At 66.1% G+C, this 22,412-nt stretch carries 19 protein-coding genes and 1 tRNA gene; 7 read left to right on the top strand and 13 right to left on the bottom strand.

The features are described 5' to 3' along the window. Positions 1-48: 48 nt before the first annotated feature. Positions 49-540 carry a lipoprotein LpqH gene (locus ABQF30_RS20490; protein ID WP_448467121.1) on the bottom strand — a complete coding sequence of 164 codons (492 nt, stop codon included), beginning with the start codon at positions 538-540 and terminating at the stop codon, positions 49-51. A gap of 115 nt (positions 541-655) precedes the next feature. On the opposite strand from ABQF30_RS20490, the gene ABQF30_RS20485 reads away from it, so the two are divergent. Further along, positions 656-1,006 (top strand): hypothetical protein, encoded by a 351-nt coding sequence (locus ABQF30_RS20485; protein ID WP_448467119.1) that lies wholly within the window; start codon positions 656-658, stop codon positions 1,004-1,006. A gap of 3 nt (positions 1,007-1,009) precedes the next feature. Then, the gene (locus tag ABQF30_RS20480; protein WP_448467117.1) at positions 1,010-2,167 is read left to right on the top strand and encodes a winged helix DNA-binding domain-containing protein; all 1,158 of its coding nucleotides are present in this window, start codon (positions 1,010-1,012) and stop codon (positions 2,165-2,167) included. Here the strand turns inward: ABQF30_RS20480 and uvrA are convergent. After that, a complete protein-coding gene (gene uvrA / locus ABQF30_RS20475) occupies positions 2,157-5,051 on the bottom strand; it encodes an excinuclease ABC subunit UvrA (RefSeq protein WP_448467115.1) in 2,895 nt (964 codons plus the stop codon). The two genes, ABQF30_RS20480 and uvrA, sit on opposite strands and share 11 nt — an antisense overlap. A 73-nt stretch (positions 5,052-5,124) precedes the next feature. On the opposite strand from uvrA, the gene ABQF30_RS20470 reads away from it, so the two are divergent. Both ABQF30_RS20470 and lnt read left to right on the top strand, forming a co-directional pair. Further along, on the top strand, positions 5,125-5,808 hold the full coding sequence (locus ABQF30_RS20470; RefSeq protein WP_448467113.1) for an MBL fold metallo-hydrolase: 684 nt from the start codon (positions 5,125-5,127) through the stop codon (positions 5,806-5,808). A 3-nt stretch (positions 5,809-5,811) separates the two neighbouring features. After that, positions 5,812-7,281, top strand: a complete 1,470-nt coding sequence (lnt, locus tag ABQF30_RS20465; RefSeq protein ID WP_448467111.1) for an apolipoprotein N-acyltransferase — start codon at positions 5,812-5,814, stop codon at positions 7,279-7,281. Here lnt and ABQF30_RS20460 read toward each other — a convergent pair. Then, complete coding sequence (locus tag ABQF30_RS20460; protein ID WP_448467109.1) at positions 7,244-8,551, bottom strand: cytochrome P450; 1,308 nt, start codon at positions 8,549-8,551, stop codon at positions 7,244-7,246. The two genes, lnt and ABQF30_RS20460, sit on opposite strands and share 38 nt — an antisense overlap. Before the next feature lie 73 nt (positions 8,552-8,624). Continuing rightward, positions 8,625-9,068: a universal stress protein gene (locus tag ABQF30_RS20455; protein ID WP_448467107.1), complete on the bottom strand. Its 444-nt coding sequence runs from the start codon at positions 9,066-9,068 to the stop codon at positions 8,625-8,627. Between the two features lie 445 nt (positions 9,069-9,513). On the opposite strand from ABQF30_RS20455, the gene ABQF30_RS20450 reads away from it, so the two are divergent. Further along, positions 9,514-11,058: a glycosyltransferase family 39 protein gene (locus ABQF30_RS20450; RefSeq protein ID WP_448467105.1), complete on the top strand. Its 1,545-nt coding sequence runs from the start codon at positions 9,514-9,516 to the stop codon at positions 11,056-11,058. 18 nt (positions 11,059-11,076) lie between these two features. Here ABQF30_RS20450 and ABQF30_RS20445 read toward each other — a convergent pair whose 3' ends face one another. The 7 genes from ABQF30_RS20445 to uvrB all read right to left on the bottom strand — a co-directional run bounded on the left by ABQF30_RS20445 (position 11,077) and on the right by uvrB (position 18,464). After that, a complete protein-coding gene (locus tag ABQF30_RS20445; RefSeq protein WP_448467103.1) occupies positions 11,077-11,931 on the bottom strand; it encodes an acyl-CoA thioesterase in 855 nt (284 codons plus the stop codon). Between the two features lie 21 nt (positions 11,932-11,952). Next, positions 11,953-12,990, bottom strand: coding sequence for a hypothetical protein (locus ABQF30_RS20440; protein ID WP_448467101.1), 1,038 nt, complete (start codon positions 12,988-12,990; stop codon positions 11,953-11,955). A 349-nt stretch (positions 12,991-13,339) separates the two neighbouring features. Beyond that, the gene (locus ABQF30_RS20435; RefSeq protein ID WP_448467099.1) at positions 13,340-14,668 is read right to left on the bottom strand and encodes an NAD(P)/FAD-dependent oxidoreductase; all 1,329 of its coding nucleotides are present in this window, start codon (positions 14,666-14,668) and stop codon (positions 13,340-13,342) included. Between the two features lie 206 nt (positions 14,669-14,874). Next, positions 14,875-14,945, bottom strand: a tRNA-Cys gene (locus tag ABQF30_RS20430). Positions 14,946-14,990: 45 nt separating this feature from the next. Beyond that, positions 14,991-15,788 (bottom strand): DUF899 domain-containing protein, encoded by a 798-nt coding sequence (locus tag ABQF30_RS20425; protein ID WP_448467097.1) that lies wholly within the window; start codon positions 15,786-15,788, stop codon positions 14,991-14,993. 32 nt (positions 15,789-15,820) lie between these two features. Beyond that, entirely contained in the window at positions 15,821-16,075 is a 255-nt protein-coding gene (locus ABQF30_RS20420; protein WP_448467095.1) for a hypothetical protein, read from the bottom strand. Between the two features lie 229 nt (positions 16,076-16,304). Beyond that, complete coding sequence (uvrB, locus tag ABQF30_RS20415) at positions 16,305-18,464, bottom strand: excinuclease ABC subunit UvrB (protein ID WP_448467093.1); 2,160 nt, start codon at positions 18,462-18,464, stop codon at positions 16,305-16,307. Positions 18,465-18,558: 94 nt separating this feature from the next. Here uvrB and ABQF30_RS20410 point away from each other — a divergent pair, with 94 nt between their 5' ends. Continuing rightward, a complete protein-coding gene (locus ABQF30_RS20410; protein ID WP_448467272.1) occupies positions 18,559-19,065 on the top strand; it encodes a ribonuclease FAU-1 family protein in 507 nt (168 codons plus the stop codon). Between the two features lie 11 nt (positions 19,066-19,076). After that, positions 19,077-19,616, top strand: a complete 540-nt coding sequence (locus ABQF30_RS20405; RefSeq protein WP_448467091.1) for a hypothetical protein — start codon at positions 19,077-19,079, stop codon at positions 19,614-19,616. A gap of 12 nt (positions 19,617-19,628) precedes the next feature. Here the strand turns inward: ABQF30_RS20405 and coaE are convergent, their stop codons facing one another. Together coaE and rpsA are read right to left on the bottom strand one after the other, a co-directional pair. Next, on the bottom strand, positions 19,629-20,756 hold the full coding sequence (gene coaE, locus ABQF30_RS20400; RefSeq protein ID WP_448467089.1) for a dephospho-CoA kinase: 1,128 nt from the start codon (positions 20,754-20,756) through the stop codon (positions 19,629-19,631). A gap of 77 nt (positions 20,757-20,833) precedes the next feature. Continuing rightward, positions 20,834-22,276, bottom strand: a complete 1,443-nt coding sequence (gene rpsA / locus ABQF30_RS20395; RefSeq protein ID WP_448467087.1) for a 30S ribosomal protein S1 — start codon at positions 22,274-22,276, stop codon at positions 20,834-20,836. Between the last annotated feature and the right edge of the window lie 136 nt (positions 22,277-22,412).

Genomic DNA, 22,412 nt, shown 5'->3' with positions numbered 1-22,412 from the left:
GCGGGCGCGTGAAGCGCACCCGCCGCCGTCTTCGTCTTTCAGGAATGGTCAGCTGCAGCTCACCGTGATGGTGAACGGCTTGTTGACCATCCCGGCCATCGGGTTCTTCATGTCGGCGCCGGAGGCCTCGCCGCTGATGGTGTAGGTATCCCCGTCGACCTTGACGTCCGCGGACCCCACTTTCATCCCCATGCCTTCGCTCACCGCCAGCGCGCTGCCGTCATACACCAGGCCCAGCGACTCGACCTTCGGGGTGGCCTCGTCGGTCATCACCACGCCGAGCCCCTGCTGGCCGCCGATCGCAGCGCTGGCCACGTTGATCTTGCCGCCCTGCTTGACGCAGGTCACCGAGTTCACGTCGAGCCCGGCGAGATCCTTGCCGTCCACCTTGACCTCGGTTTTGCCGCCGGTGCTCACCTGCGATTCCGCGGCGGCCGCCGCGGGCTTGTCGGCCGAGGCTGCGGGCTTGTCGTCCGAGCAGCCCACCAGCACCGCGCCGGTCGCGAGCAGTCCCATTGCGCCTGCGATGACTCGATTCATGTTCTTCCCCATTCGTTCCCGCGTCGCCCTGATGGCTCCGGCGTGTCCCAAGTCAAAGCCGGGCAGGGCGCTACCGATCCCAAGAAATGTCGGTTGCCGCAGGTAGGGTGGGCGTATGACGGATCAGCCTGAGCAGCGCGAGCAGCCTGAGGAGTCCGAGGAGACCGAGGAGACCGAGCAGCCTGAGGAGTCCGGCACCGCGGCGGCACCAGTTCCCACCGCGCCTGCTCCCGCCCCCCAGCCCGCGGAAACCGGCTACACCGCCGGTGGCGTGCCCACCTTTGATGCCGTGCGGGAGAAGATCGAGACCCGCTACGGCACCGCGATCGGGGCGTCGGAGCTGGCAGCCGAAACTCCCGAGGGTCGCTCTGTCGACGAGCAGTACGACGCCCGGCAACGCGCCGCGGCCGAACGTCTCAAGCAGATCCGGGAATCCATGCACGACGACGAGAACGAGAAGTCCTGAGCGGTGCGCACTTTCACCGCCGCCGAGCGGCGAGCGCGGCTGGCGCGGCGCCATTTCCTGTCTCCTGACCGGCCTGCCACGGGTGTGGCCGATGCCGTGGCGAGCCTCGTCGGCTTACACGCGACCGACCCGTCGACCCCGTACCTGTCACTGTGGGCACGGCTGCCCGGCTTCACCGTCGCCGACCTGGACGCCGAGTTGTATCAGCGCCGGACAGTGGTCAAACACCTCGCGATGCGCCGCACGCTTTGGGTCGTTCGCGCCACCGACCTTCCGTTGGTCCAATCCGGCGCCAGCGACCGGGTGGCAGACAACGAACACCGCAAACTCGCCGGCGATGCGCAGAAGGCGGGCCTACCGTCGGACTGGGTGGATACAGCATGTGCGGCAGTGCTCACATACCTTCGCGCCAACGGACCGACCCCTGCCGCAGACCTGCGGGTGGCGTTGCCCGAGCTGGCCGGAAGCTACGACCCGGCGCCCGGCAAACGGTGGGGCGGTGAAACACCGCTGTCACCAAGAGTTTTGACGATACTCGGAGTCCGCGGTGACATCGTTCGCGGGCCGAACAGCGGCGGATGGACGACATCGCGGCCGCGCTGGGCGGTGGCCGAGGACTGGCTGGGCGCAACCGGTCCGGCCGCGGCGCCGGAGGTCGCCAGGGCCGAACTGGTCAGCACCTGGTTGCGAACCTTCGGTCCGGCAACTGTCACCGATATCAAGTGGTGGTTCGGCAATACGCTGACGTGGGCCCGGCATGCGCTGCGAGATATCGACGCCGTCGAAGTCGATCTGGACGGAACCCCCGGTTATGCGCTGCCCGATGATCTCGACATCGAGCCGGAGGCCGAGCCGTGGGGCGCGCTGCTTCCAGGACTTGACGTCACCACGATGGGCTGGTTCGACCGGGAGTGGTACCTCGGCGGCCACCGCGGCCAGGTATTCGACACCAATGGCAACGCCGGGCCAACCGCGTGGTGGAAAGGCCGGGTCGTCGGCGGCTGGAATCAGGGCGACGACGGGCGTGTGGTCCTGCACCTGCTCGAAGAGGTGGGCCGCGTCGCGACCCGGGCGCTGCAACAGCAGGCGGACGACCTCACCGAGTGGCTGGCCGGGGTGCGGGTCAACCCCCGGTTCCCCTCGCCAGTGTCTAAGCGCTGACCTTGCGCCGTTTACGACGCGGCGCCGGCAGGTCCAGCAGTTCTGCGAGGAAGTGGCCGGTGTAGCTGTCGGGGTTGACCGCGACATCTTCGGGGGTGCCCTGCGCGACCACGGTGCCACCGCCGGCCCCGCCTTCGGGCCCCATATCGACGATCCAGTCGGACGTCTTGATCACGTCCAGGTTGTGCTCGATGACGATCACCGTATTGCCTTTGTCGACAAGGCCGTTGATCACCTTGAGCAACTTGCGAATGTCCTCGAAATGTAGACCGGTGGTGGGCTCGTCGAGGATGTACACCGTGCGCCCGGTCGACCGCTTCTGCAGTTCGGCGGCGAGCTTGACGCGTTGCGCCTCACCGCCGGACAGCGTCGGCGCCGGTTGCCCCAGCCGTACGTAACCCAAGCCGACATCCACCAACGTCTTCAGATACCGGTGGATCGAACTGATCGGCTCGAAGAACTCGGTGGCGTCCTCGATCGACATGTCGAGCACCTCGGCGATGGTCTTGCCCTTGTAGTGCACCTCCAAGGTCTCGCGGTTGTAGCGCGCTCCGTGGCACACCTCGCAGGGCACATACACATCGGGAAGGAAGTTCATCTCGATCTTGATGGTGCCGTCACCCGAACATGCTTCGCAGCGGCCGCCTTTGACGTTGAACGAGAACCGGCCCGGCTGATAGCCGCGCACCTTGGCCTCGGTGGTCGCGGCGAACAGTGTGCGGATCTTGTCGAACACCCCGGTATAGGTGGCCGCGTTGGACCGCGGGGTCCGACCGATCGGCGACTGGTCGACCCGCACCAGCTTGTCGAGTTGGTCCAGCCCGTTGACCCGGGTGTGCCGGCCGGGCACCTGCCTGGCCTTGTTGAGCTTGTTGGCCATGACCGACGCAAGGATGTCGTTGACCAGCGTCGACTTACCCGAACCGGATACGCCGGTGACCGACGTCAGAACGCCGAGTGGGAACGCCACATCGATCTCACGCAGGTTGTTCTCGCGGGCCCCGATCACGGTAACTTGACGACGCCGGTCCGTAGGCCGCCGGATCGCCGGTACCTCGATACTCTCCTTGCCGGAAAGGTAAGCGCCGGTGAGCGATTCGGGATTGGTCAACAGGTCGGCGTATGTGCCGCTGTGCACGATCTGGCCGCCGTGCTCACCGGCCGCGGGGCCGATGTCGACAACCCAGTCGGCGTGGGCGATCGTGTCGAGGTCATGCTCGACCACGATCAGGGTGTTGCCGAGTTCGCGTAGCCGCACCAGGGTGTCGATGAGCCTACGGTTGTCGCGCTGATGCAGGCCGATCGATGGCTCGTCGAGCACATAGAGCACCCCGACCAGCCCCGAGCCGATCTGCGTTGCCAGCCGGATACGTTGCGCCTCACCGCCGGAGAGCGTGGCAGCCGCCCGCGACAACGACAGGTAGTCGAGGCCGACGTCGAGCAGAAACCCCAGCCGTGACTGGATTTCTTTGAGCACCTGCCCGGCGATCGCTTGCTCACGGTGGCCCAGTGTCAGCGCGTTGAGGAAGTCCGCGCAGTCGGCGATGGACAGCTCGGCTACCTGGGCGATGGACTTCGCACCGAAATCCCCCGCCGCCAGCGTCACCGCAAGAATCTCCGGCTTGAGCCGGGTGCCGTTGCATTCCGGGCAGGGAATGTCACGCATGAAGCCCTCGTAGCGTTCCTTCATCTGCTCCGAGTCGGTCTGGTCCATGCGCCGCTGCAGGAACGCCATCACGCCTTCGAAATCGGCGTAGTAGGACCTGGTACGGCCGTACCGGTTGCGGTACCGGACGTGCACCTGCTCGTCGCAGCCTTCGAGAATCGCCTTGCGCGCCTTGGCCGGAAGCTTCGTCCACGGGGTGTCGACGTCGAACCCGAGTGCATCGCCGAGCCCGGACAGCATGCGCGTGAAGTACTCGGCGCTCTGCCCCACCGCCCACGGGGCGATGGCGCCTTCGGCGAGGGTCAGGTCCGGGTCGGGAATCACCAGATCCGGATCGACCTCCTTGCGGATGCCCAGGCCGGTGCATTCCGGGCAGGCCCCGTAAGGCGAGTTGAACGAGAACGAGCGCGGTTCGAGATCGTCGACCGCCAGTGGATGGCCGTTCGGGCAGGCCAGCTTCTCCGAGAAGCGCTGCTCGCGATGGGGATGGTCGTCGTCGCGGTCGACGAACTCCAGCACCACGATGCCGTCGGCCAGGTTCAGCGCGGTCTCCACCGAGTCGGTGAGCCGCTGCTTGGCGGTGGCCTTGACCGTCAACCGGTCGACCACCACCTCGATGTCGTGCTTCTCCTGCTTCTTGAGCTTGGGTGGATCGGTCAGCGGATGCACCACGCCGTCCACCCGGACGCGGCTGTAACCCTGGGTGTTGAGCTTGTCGAACAGATCGACGAACTCGCCCTTGCGGGTCCGCACCACCGGGGCCAGTACCTGGAACCGCAGGCCCTCGTCCATCGCGAGAACCTGGTCGACGATCTGCTGCGGAGTCTGCCGGGCGATTTGCGCACCACATACCGGGCAGTGCGGAGTGCCCGCGCGGGCATACAGCAGGCGCAGGTAGTCGTAAACCTCGGTGATGGTGCCGACCGTGGAGCGTGGGTTGCGGTTCGTGGACTTCTGGTCGATCGACACCGCAGGCGACAGGCCCTCGATGAAGTCGACGTCAGGCTTGTCCATCTGGCCGAGGAACTGCCGGGCGTATGCCGACAACGACTCGACGTAGCGGCGCTGACCCTCGGCGAAGATGGTGTCGAAGGCCAGCGAGGACTTCCCGGAACCGGACAACCCGGTGAATACGATGAGGGCATCGCGCGGCAGGTCGAGGTCGACGCTGCGCAGGTTGTGTTCCCGCGCACCCTTGATGATCAGGCGCTCAGACACCCGGTTCCTTTCCACGAACAGACTTGATGCCCATGCTATGTGCGGCCACCGACAAGCCCGATACGGTGGCGATATGACCAGCTCCCACATCACGGTCGACGACACCTACACCGGCCACGTCGAGCCGGGTACCGCAGCACGACGGACCCTTGCCGGCGCAACGATCGTCAAAGTGTCGGTCGGTCCGATGGACAACAACTGCTACCTCGTGACCTGCGCGGCAACTGGCGAAACGCTGCTGATCGACGCCGCCAACGACGCCGAGGTGCTGCTGGACCTGATCACCCAGCAGGCCCCCAAGCTGTCCCTGATCGTCACCAGCCACCAGCACTTCGACCACTGGCAGGCGCTGGCCGCAGTGGCCAAGGCCACAGGCGTGCCGACCGCGGCCCATCAACTCGACGCCGAACCACTGCCGGTCACACCGGACCGGATCCTGGCCGACGGCGACACCATCCGGATCGGCGATCTGTCGTTCGATGTCATCCATCTGCGCGGTCACACCCCCGGCTCGGTCGCGCTGGCTTTGAACTCGCCCGACGGGGTGACCCACCTGTTCACCGGTGACTGCCTGTTCCCCGGCGGGGTCGGCAAGACCTGGCAGCCGGGCGACTTCGAACGGCTCCTTGCAGATGTGAGCACGAAAGTGTTCGACGTGTACGACGACAGCACCGTCGTTTATCCGGGCCACGGCGATGACACCACGCTGGGGGCGGAGCGGCCCAGCCTGCCGGAGTGGCGGGAACGCGGCTGGTAGACCATGACAGCGCTCCGCTGGTATGCGGCGGCGCTCGTGTGTGGTGCGCTGTCGGCGCTCGCTTTTCCTGCCCCGTCCTGGTGGTGGCTGGCGTGGTTCGGTGTGGTGCCGCTGCTGCTGGTGGTGCGATCCGCGCCCACATCGGGCCAGGGCGCCCTGCGCGCCTGGTCCGGTATGGCCGGGTACGTGCTCGCCACTCAGCACTGGCTGCTGCCCAGCGCCGGCCCGCTGCTGCTGATGATGGCCGCGCTTCTCGGCGCGCTGTGGCTGCCATGGGGCTGGGCCGCGCATCGGCTGATGTCGGCGCCTGCCACCACCCGCAGCACGCTGGCCGCGGTGGTCGTTTCACCCAGCGCGTGGGTGGTGGCCGAAGCCGTGCGATCCTGGCCGAGCCTCGGCGGTCCATGGGCCTTGCTAGGGGCGTCGCAGTGGAACCAGCCGGCCACCCTGGCCTCGGCATCCGTCGGCGGGGTATGGCTGACCAGTTTTCTGATCGTGGCGGCGAACACCGCGATCGCCGGCGTGTTGCTGCACCGCCGCTCCCCCGCTGCGCTCATCGCGGCGGCTGCGGCCGTGGCATGTGTGGTCGTCGGTCCGGCATGGTTCTGGTTCGCGCCTGCGCCCCCGAGCGGTGAGACAGCGCGGGTTGCCTTGGTGCAGCCGGGCAACATTCACGACGCCGCGGCCCGTCAGGTGGCGGGCGAGGCGCTCACCGCGACTCTCGAGGGCCAGCGGCTCGACCTGGTCGTCTGGGGCGAGAGCAGCGTCGCAGTCGATCTCGGTACCGAACCTGAGGCCGCTGCCCGTCTGGCCGGCTTGTCCCGCCGCGTCGGAGCGGATCTGCTCGTCAACGTCGACGCACGCGCTGCGTCGGGCGGGATCTACAAGACGTCGGTGCTGATCGGGCCGGACGGACAGCGCGGCGCGTACTCGAAAACCCGGCTGGTGCCGTTCGGCGAGTATGTGCCGCTGCGCCAACTGCTCGGCTGGGCCACCCGGTACACGAAAGCCGCGGCCGAGGACCGCCGTCGAGGCAGCGATCTGGTTGTGCTGCACGCGGATTCCCTGGCAGTGGGGCCGTTGATCAGTTTCGAGTCGACCTTCTCCGATCTGCCTCGACGCGAGGTGCAACTCGGCGCCGAGATGCTGGCCTACCAGAGTTCGACGTCGACGTACCAGGGAAGTTGGGCGCAGCCTCAGCTGGCAAGCCAAGGCGCCGTCCACGCCGTTGAGGTGGGCCGCCCGGCGGTGCAGGCGACATTGTCCGGTGTCAGTGCGGCGTTCGACGCGCGCGGGCGGGAACTTGCCTGGTACCCGGCGACCGACCGCGGCGTGGTCGTCGTGGATGTTCCACTCGGATCGCACAGCACCGTCTATCAACGGCTCGGCCCCTGGGTGCCGGCGGTGGCTGTCGCGATACTCGCGGTTGCCGTCGTCAGGCTGGCGGCGTCCAGGCGACCGGCAACCGCTTGATTCCGTGGATGAACGCCGACCGCAGGATCGCCGGCTCCTCCACCGCCGCGATGTCGGGGACCCTCCGGTGCAGTTCCTCGTACAGCACCCGGATCTCGCGGCGGGCCAGATTTGCGCCCAGGCAGAAGTGCGCGCCGCCCGCACCGTAACCGATGTGCGGGTTAGGGCTACGCGTGACGTCGAACAGCCAGGGATCGGCGAACTTCTGCTCGTCACGGTTCGCCGAGTTGTACCACATGGAGACCTTGTCACCGGCTTTCATCTTCACCCCACCCAACTCGACGTCCTCGGTGAGGTTGCGCCGCATGAAGATGACCGGCGATCCCCACCGCACAATTTCCTCGACGGCGGTTGCTGCCACCCCGTCGAAGTCGGACCACCATGTGTGCCGCTGCTCCGGGTAGCGGCTGAGCGCAACCATCCCGTGGCTGATCGCGTTTCGCGTCGTTTCGTTCCCCGCCGCTGACAACAGGATGAAGAACGAGCCGATCTCGGATGATGTGAGGCGTTCGCCGTCGACCTCGGCCTGCACCAGGTTCGCGGTCAGGTCGTCGACCCGGTGCGACCGATGGTCCTCGGCCAGCGCGACACCATACTCGCCGAGTTCGGTGACTGCCCGCACAATCTCGTCGAAATCGCCGGAGGCTTCCTCGTCGCCCGCGCCCAGGATCACCGATGTCCAATGGAAGATCTTGGCTTCGTCCTCCTCCGGGATGCCCATCATGTCGCAGATGATCTGCAGAGGCAGTTGTGCGGCGACCTCCGTGACGAACTCGGCGTGCCCGTCGGGATGGTTCGCGATCATGTCGTCGACCAGACGTCGGGCCCGGTCCCGGACGCTCTCCTCTATGCGCGCCACGACTTTGGGAGTGAAGGCGCGGTTGACGATCGAACGCAGCCGCAGGTGGCGTGGATCATCGAGGCTGATCATGGAGCCGACGTATTCGGCGATCTCGGGCGTCACGTCGTTCAGCGCCGTGCTGGTCGGGATCGAACTGAAGACTTCGGGGTGCCGGCTCGCGTGGTGCACGTGCTCGAACGTGGTCAACGCCCAATGCCCGGCTCCAGGCGGGAAGCCGGCGAATTCGGGAACCTCGAAGAACCTGATGGGCGCTTCCCGACGCAGCGTCGCGAATGCGCCGTCGCGAAGGTCGTCGTCCCATTCCCAGAATTCGAGGTTTCCGAGATCGATATCGCCGAGCGCAACGTGGGGCGGCGGCACGCCGTTCTGTCGTGGCGTGATTCCTGTCGCGACGCGTGCAGCCACCATGTCGACCTCTCCGTCAGGGCGATTGTCGCACCGCGCGACCGACGAGGCCGGCTTTTCGCCTGCGCGGGTCAGCTCATGAGGTGTGCACGATGAGCACGTCGGTCTTGGACCGACGGGCGACGTTCGCCGGCACCGATCCGAGCAGGCGGCCCGCGATGGTGCTCAGGCCGACGTTGCCGACGACCAACAGGTCCGCCTTGACCTCTTCGGCCAATTCGACCAGCGCGTCGACGGGAGCGCCGACGACCGGCCGCTCCTCGATGTCCTCGGCGCCGGCAGCCTTGGCACGGTCCGTCGCCTCGCGCAGAATCGCGTAGATGGGTGCATTGCCCGCCATCTTGTAGCCCTCATCCTTGAGGACGTCGGCCGCACGCTGGTCTTCGCTCTGAGGGAAGTACGCCGTCGCCACGATCAGCTTCGCGTTCGACCCGGCGGCAATCCGACCGGCGCGGTCAACTGCACGCAACGACGAATCCGATCCGTCCGTGCCGACCACCACGGTTCGATAGGCGCTCATCCATACCCTCCCACTGTCAGTTGCAACGCCACCAGTTACAACGCCACCCGAGACAGTAACCCGTGCTCGCCGCACAGGGGCGTGAATCACGACACCCGTACGCACAGCCGACAAAACAGCTCGGATTCCCGCTCAGCGTCGTCTACCGGCACTGATGGTAACCACAGCGGCGCCGAATCGGTGCCGACCGTGACGGACGCGACGTTGCCGAAAGCCTGGTAGCCGCCGTCGCGGTGTCCGCGCCGGAGTGATCGAGCTCATCGCGATCGGCCACCGCGCCAAAAGTCCACCGGAGCGCTGCTTTTCGCGGCCGATGGCAACGGGTGAGTCTGCACGGAGGCAAAGGCCCTGTCCGAGAACATGTTCAGCCCGGGACCCCGTCGCGCGGATCCGAGGTGGATCAGGCTACGGTTTTGCCGTCTTTCGAGGGGAAACGGTCATTCAGGTGGATCTGTCGCTGGGCTCCGAGTACGCCGACGGTCTCGGCACGCGCCGACGGCAACGCGCCGGGCGCTTCGACGCCGTGCCCGTCGCGATATTCGCCATCGTGCTCAGCGCCGCAGGCGCGGCCAGACCGTCGTTGTGGTTCGACGAGGCGGCGACGATCTCGGCGGCCACCCGGTCGGTACCCGAGCTGTGGGGCCTGATCGGCAACATCGATGCCGTCCACGGCCTGTACTACCTGGGCATGCACGGCTGGTTCACGATCTTCCCGGCCACCGAGTTCTGGTCACGGTTCTCCAGTTGCCTGGCGGTCGGCGGCGCGGCGGCCGGTGTGGTGGTCCTGGGCCGCCAGTTCTCCAGCCGCACGCTATCGGTCTGCGCGGGAATACTTTTCGCCATCCTGCCCAGAATTACCTGGGCGGCCATCGAGACCCGCTCATACGCGTGGTCAACGCTGGCGGCAGTGTGGCTGACCGTACTGCTGGTCGCCGCCATTCGGGCCAACGGGACCGCGCTGTGGCTGTCATACGGTGCACTGCTTGCATTTTCAACGGTTCTGAACATCTACGTCGTGCTCATGGTGCTGCCACATGCCGCGGCGGTGGTGCTCCTGTCGGGCCGGCGTCGCACCGTGGGCCCCTGGCTGGTGGCGACTGCGGCGGCCGTCCTGGCGGTGCTGCCGTTCATCCTGTGGTGCCGTTCGCAGAGCTTCCAGGTGGGATGGATCTCAGCCTTGGGTTCGCACACCTTCGCCGAGGTAGCCCAGGAGCAGTACTTCGATCACAGTGTGGCTTTCGCCCTGTTGGCCGGCGCAGTTCTCATCACACCGCTACTCGTGCCCCGCCTGCGCCCGACAGGCACCGGCAATCGGCATTTGGCGGCCATCGCCACCGTGTGGATCATTGCGCCCACCGCCGTACTCTTGATCTACTCCGCTGCTGCACAGCCGCTCTACTACCCGCGCTACCTATGCTTCACCGCCCCGGCGGTTGCACTGCTGTTGGCGGTGTGTGTGGTGGCGGTGGCCCGGACCCGAGAATGGATCACCGCCACCCTCGCGGTGTTCGCGCTCGCCGCAACGCCCAACTATCTGGCGGTACAACGCGGGCCATATGCCAAGGAAGGCATGGACTTCAGCCAGGTCGCCGATGTCATCACCGCGCACTCGTCCCCCGGCGACTGCCTGATCCTCGACAACACCACCAGTTGGAAGCCGGGGCCGATCCGACCGCTCACCGCGGCCAGGCCGGACGCATACGCCACGCTCGTCGACCCCGGCCGAGGAACCACTGCGCCGAAACGAAATCGGTTGTGGGACGCCCATCTGGGCATCTGGGGGGTGGCGGATCGGGTCCGCCAGTGCACAGTGCTGTGGACGGTATCCGAACGTGACACGTCGGTCCCTGATCGACAGAGCGGTGCGGCGCTGGACCCGGGGCCCCGGCTCGAGCGCGCACCCGCATACCGCGTCCCGGAACGGTACGGCTTCCACATCGTGGAGCGCTGGCAGTTCAGCTTCGCGCAGGTGGTCAAGTCAACGCGGTGAGGTCTCAGCTCGGGCGTCTCAGCTCGGGCGGTCGCGGCCGAAGTAGATCTCCTGGGTCGCCGTGCACACGAGGTGCCCCGAGCGGTTGTACATGGTGGCGCTGGCCAGCCCACGACCATGAATCCCGCTGGGCGACACCTGGTCAGAGAGCACCCAGTCGGACAGGTCAGCCGGGCGATGAAACCAGATGGCATGGTCGATCAGCGCGTTGAAGGTGTTCACCTGCGTGGCACGCCGCATCGTCATCGTGGTTTCCAGCATCGTGGTGCCCGTGACGTAGGTGAGGAGGCAGCAGTTGAGGATCGGATCATCGGTGACGGATTCAGCTGGGCGCCACCACATTCGGGTGCGTTCCGGCGGCTCGGGCAGATCCAGCGCCAGCCGAGGCGGGGCGTCGACGTATCGACGTGCGATGGCTTGCGGGCGCACCCAGAATCCGCGGAGCTCATCGGCGTAGGCACGCAGCTGATCCTCCACCGGTGGCAATTCATCGGGACCGGGCACGACAGGTATCGGCTGGTGATAGTCGAGTGCGTCCACCGGGGCGCTGAGCGAGACGAGAGCCTCCAGCAGTACCTCGCCTGCCTGCCGGGCCGTGACCTGACGGGTGGACAGCGTGCCGCCGTCGCGGAGGTTCACGACCTCCATATCCACCGGGTACCGCGCGTCCCCGGCCCGCAGCAGATAGGCGTGCACGCTGTGCGGCACGCGTCCGGGGGCCGTTCGGCTGGCCGCCATCAATGCCTGTGCGGCGATATGGCCGCCGACGATGTGGTGGTCGGCGTTGTCCAGCTGGGTGGCGACGAACGAGTCGCCGCCGGAGGGCGTGATGTTGAGGGTCGCCAGGAGGTCGGACAGTTGCGGCAAGGGCACCGCAGCATTATTCGGGGTCGATCACCACTGTTCGCGCCGGGGTACCGGTACAGCATGCGCCTGCGCCGGTGTGCCTGAGGCAGGTGCCGACCAGGCGGTGCCTTCACACACCAGGTCCTGTGGCATCGACACCTGGGTAGGCAACGGGACCGGAAGGCCGGGCACGGCCGGAATGTTGAACATCGGTACCGGCGCTGCCGCAGGCGGTAGCGCTACCGGGACGGGTGGCACGGCTACTGGTGGCACGGCTGCCACGGCCACAGGCGCTGCCGCCGCCGATTGCGCAAGCACTGCGGCCGATTCGGCCGCCGGAGCCGCAGCGGCAGCCGCGGCGGAACTGGCCTCCGCGGGTGGCGGTGGTGGCGGCGGCGGTGCCGCCGGGGGCGGCGGTGGCGCGACCTCAGCGGGTGGCGGTGGCGGCGGCGCCGCCGGGGGCGGCGGGGGCGGCGGGGGCGAATCGACCGGTGGGGCAACGGCTTCCACGGGCGGGGGCGGCGGTGCAGCATCCGCAGGCGGGGCAGGTGCGGGTGCGGCAGCCGGGGCGGCTGGCACCGGAGCGGCCGCCTCGACGATCGGCGCGGCCACCGGTGGCGCCGCAGCAGGCACAGCAGGTGCGACGGGTGCGACGAACGGAGCCGGCGGTCCCGCAAGCGGCGGGATGACGGGCACCGGCCCGCCTCCCCCTCCGATCGGCGGCAGCGGCACAACCGGCGGGGCTGCTGCCGCCGCGGCCGCAGCAGCCGCCGGGGCGGCTCCGGGAGGTGCCGCCGCAGCTTGCGCAATCGGTGCCACGGCTTCGGGAGCGGCGGCCGCCGCGGGTGACACGCCGTGAACAAGGTCAGCAACCGGTAGCGGCGGGGGCGCCGCGACAGGGGCAGGGGCGGGCACCGGCGGCGCCTCAGGAACCGGTGGCGCCTCAGGCAGCACGCCTGCTACCGCGGAGGAGGCCGCGTCGAAGGACTCCGTCGGTGCGGCGACAAACTGCTGAACCATATCCAGGCAGGGCACACCCGGGCTGAGCGCGGGATCGGCGGCCGCCACCGGGCCGTAAACGACCATGGGCCAGATTAGCCAAGTACCGGCGAGCACAGTGATGGCGAACTGATTTCTGTTGGGTGACATGGAATTCCCGAAGTTCCTTACGCCGGCGACCAGCAGAAGGTACCGCGTATTCGGAGTGACTCAAGCGATAATTAACCCGGTTACCGAATCGATGCAAAGCAGACGCGCGGTGGTGACCGCGGCTTGACGTTCCGCATCAGATATGTTGCCAGCGACCGTAATTCGCGCGGTGCGTAGCCATGTGAACACAAAAATGGCTACAACACCGAGATTTGGGCTCTCCAGCAAAATCGGATCGCTCCCCGGAGGATTCGCCGGATTAGCAGGGAGAGGTCTCGCCTGGCCCTCAGCCCGCCTCAACGGCTCGGGCCGTCAGCCGGCGGTTGCCGACAATGACTTGTCTGAGTGTGGCGACCTTCCAAAGTTTTGTGGGTGGGTCGAGGTGTTGCATCTGCCGAAGTATGGTTTCGGCCAGCGTCGTGTCGGCGGTGGCAGCCGCCCACACTTTGTCCATGCTGAAGTTCGCCAACTTTTTGAGCGTCAACTGCGCTCCATTGTTGGTCGGCATGATCGTGTAATCGGTGATCCGGTTCGCCAACCACATTGGAGCCAGCTTTTTCGCGGAGGCGTGGAAGAATCGGCGGCTCAACTCGTCGGCGCCGTCCGACAGGCACCTGTGTAGTACTGACGCTTGCACAGCTGCCGAGGTCATCCCTTGGCCGAAGACTGGATTGAAGCTGCACACTGCATCGCCCAGCACGAGATACCCCGGCGGAAACCGTTTGAGTTGGTCATATCGTCGCCAAACGCTGACGGGGTAGTGCTGCACCGATACACCACCAATCGGTTCGCTTGCGTGTAGCACTGCAGTGACTTCGGTCGGCAGACAGGCGGCCGCCGAGGCGAGAAATCCTGGTAGGTCTGCAGGCGGGCCGCGACCGGCGTATCCAATCAAAGTCGCAATCGCAGTATCGGCTTCATACGCCAAAAGTCCTGCCCCTGATGGACTTTCGAGCGTTGGAACGTCGATGACCGCTTTCTTGGCAAGTTGTCCCGGCGGTAGTTGGAAGAACTGACTTGAGTAGCTCAGATCAATGCGGTACCGGCGTTCGATGGGCCGTTGATAACCGTGTGCCTCAAGAAACGCCGGCGTGCGGGCCGCGTGGCCGGTGGCATCGACGACCAGATCGGCACTGAGCGACGTTTCTTGACGGGTCCTTCGGTTCACCACCCTTACGGCGTCTACGCGGCCCGAGGCGGCCACTATTGGTTCGACTGCGTCATGGCCGTCGAGGATCGTCACGTTGGCGATCTGCCGCACTCGTCGGCGAACGGCCCCCTCCAACAGTGGCCTACTTGCCAGGACCATGGTCATGTCGCCGGATCGGGTGAATCTGCCGGACTGGCTGAAAACCCGCTCGCCGACAGACAAATGGAAAAGCGTTGGGTCATCGGGGCGCTCAAGCAATATGGCGCCCGCGCTTGCAAGTTCGTCTAGCAGACCCGGAAACAGACGGACGAGGTAAGGGACGCCGCCGCTCAGCATCGTGTGCAGATGGCGCCCCTGTGACACTCCCCGTCGGTGGAACGTTCCCTCTGGCAATTCGTCACGCTCGACAACGGTGACGCGACGGTAGAACTCGGACAGCACCTTCGCTGCCACGAGGCCGGCCATACTGCCGCCGCATACGACGGCGTGCTCAGCGCTCATTGATCCACCCTTCGGCGGCTGACGCCAACCAAGGCCCACCCTGTCAGCGCGGCGGCGTCACGTCCACGGAGGAAGTGGTCACAGCTCTATAAGAGATCGTCCGCCTGGTTCAGGGCCGTGAAGCGTCGCCATATTGACGACTCTCCACGGCCCCAAACAAACCCGGTCGGAGCGAGTGACGGGATTCGAACCCGTGTAAACGGCTTTGCAGGCCGGTGCCTAGCCACTCAGCCACACCCGCGACAAGGCATGACACTGCCAGCGGAGCGGGCCTCGCACCAGGATTTCAATCGCAGTGATTGCATCCGTCCCGCGAAGCTGCGGCGTCGCCCTGGACAGGCACTCCTGCGGCAATCCCGTTCTGCGGCCAGCCGACCGGCGAGTCCTCCCATGGCTCCTGCCGGCCGTACGGCGTCAGATCCAGGAACGGGTAACCAGCCGACGAATGATCCAGACCCCGCGCATACGCCGAATAGGTGTGGAACACTTCGTCGCCGCGCCGCAGAAACACACTCGCGCCGGGCCAGTCGCCCCGTAGCTCGTCGTCACCGAAGCCGTGGGCGTGAAGCTCGTCCAGCGACTGATAGTTGTACTCGATCGGCGCCCGAGCCGCATCGAGCGTCACGTGGTAGTCGTAGGTGAAGTCGCTGTCGCGCGAGGAGTACCAGGGAAACGTCCAACCGTGCTCGTCGCGGTACCGCGCGATGCTGGCATACGGCGCCCGCGATATACACGCCAACGTGACGTCTTTGGCATGCAGTAGTGCCAGGTCTTCTTCGGTGAACGTCAGATCGGCCGCGGTGGTGCAGCTCGGGCAGCCACGGTCGGACTCGTCAAGCCACATGAAGTGGTGGATGTAGAGCTGGCTACGCCCCTCGAAGATGTCCAACAGCCGGACTTCACCGGCAGGCCCCTCGAACACATAGTCCTTCTCGACCTTCACCATGGGCAGTCGGCGTCGTTCGGCGTTCACCGCGTCGCGCAGGTGAGTGACCTCCCGCTCGCGGGCCAACAATTTCTTGCGGGCAGCGAGCCATTCGTCGCGCGTGGCGACGTCGGGATAGGCGGTGGGATGTGCAGACATCAGCATCACTCCTCGTCGGAAAACAACCTCACCTAATACGACTCGCGCACCGCCCCAAAATCATCGCAACGCTGATTGTCGGCATGGATCCCGCCGCGACTCGTCTGACTGAGACAGCGCAATACCAGGCCCTTACCCGGCGTATCCGGCACCACATTGCGCACCTCCTGAACCCCGGCACACACGTCGAGCAGATCGGTCGCCGACAACGACCCCCACGGCAACTCCCGCACCCCCTCGACCGCCGCACTCAACGCGGCCAGCCTGGCAGCCACCATGGAATCCATACATCGAACACTAGTACGAAGCGCCGACAAGTACGGCCCCGCAAGAACATTCACCACGAGCGTGCGTAAAATGCCGCTCCCACACGGCATGTCGACCAACAGACACGCACGCTCGCGCGGAAGGCCCGGCCAGTAATCCGCCAGCGAACCCTTGCACGGTGCGGCCGGTCAGCAGGATCGTCACGGCGATGACGCCAGGAGCTCAACCAGTGCTGAGGTCAAGGCTCACTCATTTGAGGCCGGCGGCATCCATTCCCCGTAGTTCCTTCTTCAGGTCCTGGATCTCATCGCGGATCCGCGCGGCCAGCTCGAACTGCAGATCGCGGGCGGCTGCCATCATCTGCTCGGTCAGGTCCTTGATGAGGTCGGCCAACTCTGCCCGGGGCATGCTCGAGGTGTCCCGGCCTTCCACGATGCCCGCACTCACCGCGCGGCCCGGCTCGCCCTGGGCGCGCCTGCCGCGGGAGGCATTTCGCCCGGAACCGCCGATCTCCACCGTTTCGCTGTCGTCGGCCTCCCGGTAGACCTGGTCGAGAATGTCGGCGATCTTTTTGCGCAACGGTGTCGGGTCGATGCCGTGGGCCTCGTTGTAGGCGACCTGCTTGGCGCGGCGACGTTCGGTCTCGTCGATCGCTTCCCGCATCGAATCGGTGATCTTGTCGGCGTACATGTGCACCTCGCCCGACACATTGCGGGCGGCACGGCCGATGGTCTGGATCAGGCTGCGGGTCGAGCGCAGGAACCCTTCCTTGTCGGCGTCGAGGATCGACACCAGTGACACCTCCGGCAGGTCGAGTCCCTCGCGCAGCAGGTTGATGCCCACCAGCACGTCGTACTCGCCGAGCCGCAGTTGTCGCAGGAGTTCCACACGGCGCAAGGTGTCCACCTCGGAGTGCAGATAGCGCACCCTGATGCCGAGCTCCAGCAGGTAATCCGTGAGGTCCTCGGCCATCTTCTTCGTCAGGGTGGTCACCAGCACCCGCTCATCACGCTCGGTGCGCTTCCGGATCTCCCCGATCAGGTCGTCGATCTGACCCTTCGTCGGCTTCACCACGACCTGCGGATCCACCAGGCCGGTCGGGCGGATGACCTGTTCGACGAATTCGCCGCCGGACTGGCTCAGCTCATACGGCCCGGGCGTTGCCGACAAGTACACCGTCTGGCCGATCCGGTTGGCGAACTCCTCCCAGGTGAGCGGGCGGTTGTCGACGGCCGACGGCAGCCGGAAGCCGAAGTCGACGAGGTTGCGTTTCCGCGACATGTCACCCTCGTACATCCCGCCGATCTGCGGAACCGTGACGTGCGACTCGTCGATGACGAGCAGAAAGTCCTCGGGGAAGTAGTCGATCAACGTCGCAGGCGCGGTGCCCGGCCCGCGGCCGTCGATGTGCCGCGAATAGTTCTCGATGCCCGAGCAGAAGCCCACCTGCTTCATCATCTCGACGTCGTAGTTGGTGCGCATCCGCAGCCGCTGGGCCTCCAGTAGCTTGCCCTGGCCCTCAAGCTCGGCGAGCCGATCCTCGAGTTCCTGCTCAATCGTGGAGATCGCGTGCGCCATGCGCTCCGGCCCTGCCACATAGTGGGTGGCCGGGAAGATGCGCAGCGAGTCGACCTTGCGGACGATGTCCCCTGTCAGCGGATGCAGGTAGTACAACGCCTCGATCTCGTCACCGAAGAACTCGATGCGAACCGCCAGCTCTTCGTACGACGGGATGATCTCGACGGTGTCGCCGCGCACCCGGAACGATCCGCGGGTGAACGACATGTCGTTGCGGTTGTACTGGACGTCAACCAACAGCCTGAGCAACCCGTCGCGCGGCACCTCCTGGCCCACCTGCAACTCCACCGAGCGGTCCAGGTAGGACTGGGGCGTGCCCAGGCCGTAGATGCACGACACCGACGCCACCACGACGACGTCGCGCCGCGACAGCAGGCTCGACGTCGCAGAGTGCCGCAACCGCTCCACATCGTCGTTGATGGAGCTGTCCTTCTCGATATACGTGTCCGTCTGCGCGATGTAGGCCTCGGGCTGGTAATAGTCGTAGTACGAGACGAAGTACTCGACGGCATTGTGCGGCAACATTTCCCGCAACTCATTGGCCAGCTGGGCGGCCAGCGTCTTGTTCGGCGCCATGACCAGGGCGGGCCGCTGCAACCGTTCGATCAGCCACGCCGTGGTTGCCGATTTACCGGTGCCGGTGGCGCCCAGCAGGACCACGTCACGCTCGCCTGCCTTGATCCGGCGTTCCAACTCCTCGATGGCCGCGGGTTGGTCACCGGCAGGCTCATAGTCGCTGACCACCTCGAACCGGCCACCGGTGCGGACGATGTCGTCGACAGCCCGATACTCGGAATGTGCGAGCACAGGATGTTCGGTAGCGAAAGCCATGTTCACCAGGGTAGAACCGAGCACCGACACAAGTCGTGGGCCGGGCCTGTCATCTCGGCTTTCGGCGGGCGCGTTCCGCGTTTAGGCTGGCGCCATCCACGCACCCAAGCATGAGACGTTCGACCTGGTCGCCCGCACGAATACCGATCCGAAGGGGATCGTTCGCGCGGTGGACACCTACACCGTCGAACCGTGGGGTCTCTACATGGCGCGACCAACGCCCGGCCGGGCCCAATTCCACTATCTGGAATCGTGGCTGCTGCCCTCGCTCGGTCTGCGGGCCAGCATTTTCCATTTCAATCCCGGACACGAGCGCGACCAGGATTACTACCTCGACGTCGGTGACTTCACCGAGGGCCCGACGGCCTGGCATTCCGAGGACCACTACCTTGACCTGGTGGTCCGTACGGGCATCGAGGTCGAACTGTGCGATGTGGACGAGCTGCTTACTGCAGTCCGGCACGGCCTGCTGCCCCAGGAGATCGGCGAACGGGCGGTGCGTACCGCCACCGATGCCGTCGACGGGCTGGCCCGGCACAATTATGATCTTGATCGCTGGCTTGCTGGCAACGGCATGGCTCTCAGGTGGCAAGGGCGGTAAGGTCGGGATTCATGAGCTCAACTAAGTACGCGTGGGGAGTGTCTGCCGTGCTGGCAGGGCTGCTAACCGGCGCGCAGTTGATCCCCGCCGCGGCACTGGCCGACCCAGTGGTGACGCCGGAACCGCAAGTGGAGCCGCAACCGGGTCAGCAACTGCACAACGTCACCTACAAGGCCAGGATTGACGGAGTATCCCGCAACGCGACCATCGTCTACAAGATCGACGACAGCCAGGTCAACACCGCCGACCCGACCATGCTGCCGGGCCGCATGTTCGAAGCCACCGGGGTGGTCTCCGATCCCCAGTTGGCCGGTATGACGGTGCGGATCGACTGGCCATATTCGGCGAACCTGCACTGCGAGATCCTGGTGGACGACCAGATGGTGGCCCAGGCCGATACCTTCGTCGCGCCACGGCTCACCCCACAGCGCGACGACCCCGGCTACGGCAGCCTGCCCTGCGGCGCCAGCCTCGACAATGGCGCCGACGCCATGATCCCGGCAGACCCGGCGCTCCCCCCGCCCGCTGAACCCGCTCCACCGGCCGCCTGAAACGGCGCGTCGCTAGGCCCGCCAGCCCGTCGCGTCAGCCCACTCCCACGCTCGCCGGTAGGCACCGGCCGTCCCGGCACCCGGATTGGCCCGCAGCCAATCGGTGAACAGCAGCGCGTACTGCTGATTCGGCCAACCGGCCACCCGCAGATGGACATTGGTGGGCCGGCCGGGGTCCGCCGAGGCGTGTAAACGACTGCGCCACAGCGCTGCGTCGTCGGAATGATCGAACTCGGCGACTGTGCTGCGGGCGTCCGGCTCGATTGCATCGACGCCGTCGGCGAGGGGAAGATATCCGACCGCGCGCAGCGCGTCCGCGAGTTCCTTGGCGGTGTCCAGAGATTCGACGGTGACCTGGACGTCGATCACGTCGGGCGCATCGATGCCCGGCGCGGCGGTGAGGCCGACGTGGTCGACCCGCTGGGCGCGGTGCCCGCACGCGGTCTTCAGTCGGGCCACGATCCGACGCGCGTCATCAGCCCAACCGGTGTCGAACGGCACCGCCGGAAGCGGTGCCGCAACCGGTTCACCGGTCTGGATGTTGTGCGCGAACGGCAGGATGCGGTTGAACCACAACTGTTTTGCGCGCTCCACGAGATCCTGCTGACTGCCGGAGTTGTCCAGCCAGACGTCGGCCACCGCGCGGCGCTGCTCGTCGGTGGCCTGGGCGGCGATCCTGGCCCTGGCATCCGGCTCGGGCATGCCACGCTGCTCGGTCAGCCGAGTCACCCGAGTCTCCACATCGGTGTGCACCACGACGACCAATGGGAACAGCGGCGCCATCTGGGATTCCACAAGCAGCGGAATGTCCTCGACGATGACGGCATCCGCGGGGGCCGCGTCGATCAGCTCTGCGCGACGCTGACCGACCAGCGGATGCACGATGTCGTTCAGCGTCGCACGCTTCTCGTCGTCGCTGAACGCGACCGCGGCCAGTGCCGGGCGATTCAACGCCCCGTCCGGTAGGAGGATCTCGGGGCCGAAGGCCTCGACCAGCCGCGCCAGGCCCTCGGTGCCCGGTTCGACGACCTCCCGGGCGATGACATCGCCGTCGACGACGATGCCGCCGCAGTCGCTGAATGTGGCCGACACTGTTGACTTCCCGGCGCCGATACCGCCGGTTAACCCGATACGAAGCACCGGACCAGTCTGTCAGGGCGCCGCAACGACGAATGCCCCGGCTCGATATGAGCCGGGGCATTCGATCGTGCTATCGGTTAGGCGCTACCCGCGAGCTTCTCCCGCAGAGCGGCGAGCTGCGCGTCGCTGGCCAGCGTGCCACCGGAGGAAGACTCCTCCGAGCGCGACGACCCGTTCGACACCGGAGCGTTGGCAGCCTCTGCCTCGGCAGCGGCGAACTTCTCCATCTGCGCGGTGTGCATCTTGTGCCGGCGCTCGGCCTCGGCGTAGCGGCTCTCCCACTCTTCCCGCTGCTTGTCGAAGCCTTCGAGCCATTCGTTGGTCTCGGCGTCGAAGCCTTCGGGGAAGATGTAGTTGCCCTGCTCGTCGTAGCTGTCGGCCATGCCGTACTTCGACGGGTCGAACTCCTCGGTGTAGTCCTCGTTGGCCTGCTTGAGGCTCAGCGAGATGCGGCGACGCTCGAGATCGATGTCGATGACCTTGACCATCGCGTCGTCGCCGACCTGGACAACCTGGTCCGGGACCTCGACGTGGCGCTCGGACAGCTCCGAGATGTGCACCAGGCCCTCGATGCCCTCCTCGACGCGGACGAACGCGCCGAACGGCACCAGCTTGGTGACCTTGCCCGGCACGATCTGGCCGATCGCGTGGGTGCGGGCGAAGTGGCGCCACGGATCTTCCTGAGTCGCCTTGAGCGACAGCGAAACCCGCTCGCGATCCATGTCGACGTCGAGCACCTCGACGGTGACCTCGTCGCCCACCTGAACCACCTCGGACGGGTGATCGATGTGCTTCCAGGACAGCTCGGAGACGTGAACCAGGCCGTCGACGCCACCGAGATCGACGAACGCGCCGAAGTTGACGATCGAGGAGACGACACCCTTGCGGATGGCGCCCTTCTGCAGCTGGTTGAGGAACTCGCTGCGCACCTCGGACTGGGTCTGCTCCAGCCAGGCACGACGCGAGAGCACCACGTTGTTGCGGTTCTTGTCGAGCTCGATGATCTTGGCCTCGATCTCCTTGCCGATGTACGGCTGCAGATCGCGGACACGACGCATCTCGACGAGCGATGCGGGCAGGAAGCCGCGCAGGCCGATGTCGAGGATCAGGCCGCCCTTGACGACCTCGATGACAGTGCCCTTGACGGCCTCGTCCTTCTCCTTGAGCTCCTCGATGGTGCCCCAGGCCCGCTCGTACTGAGCGCGCTTCTTGGAAAGGATCAGGCGGCCTTCTTTGTCCTCCTTGGTGAGAACGAGGGCCTCGACCTCATCGCCCACGGAAACGACCTCATTGGGGTCGACGTCGTGCTTGATGGAGAGCTCACGGGAAGGGATGACACCTTCGGTCTTGTAGCCGATGTCGAGGAGAACCTCGTCACGGTCCACCTTGACGATGGTCCCTTCGACGATGTCGCCATCGTTGAAGTATTTGATGGTCTTGTCGATGGCGGCGAGAAAGTCCTCAGCCGAGCCGATATCGTTGACGGCTACTTGCGGCGAGGTGACGGAGGGACTTGGCATGTGGTGGGTTGCTCCGGACAGGTTTGCTCGTAGGGACAGGATTTGTTTGGTTCGGCGCGAGCGCCGAGATCGTGCTACGCACCCGCAATGCTCGCTTCGAACTGAACACACAGGTACTTCTAGAGAATACTCGACC

It is taken from the genome of Mycolicibacterium sp. XJ870 (assembly GCF_053483975.1).
The sequence above is the reverse complement of the archived record's forward strand: the minus strand, read 5'-3'. Positions and strand labels throughout refer to the sequence as shown.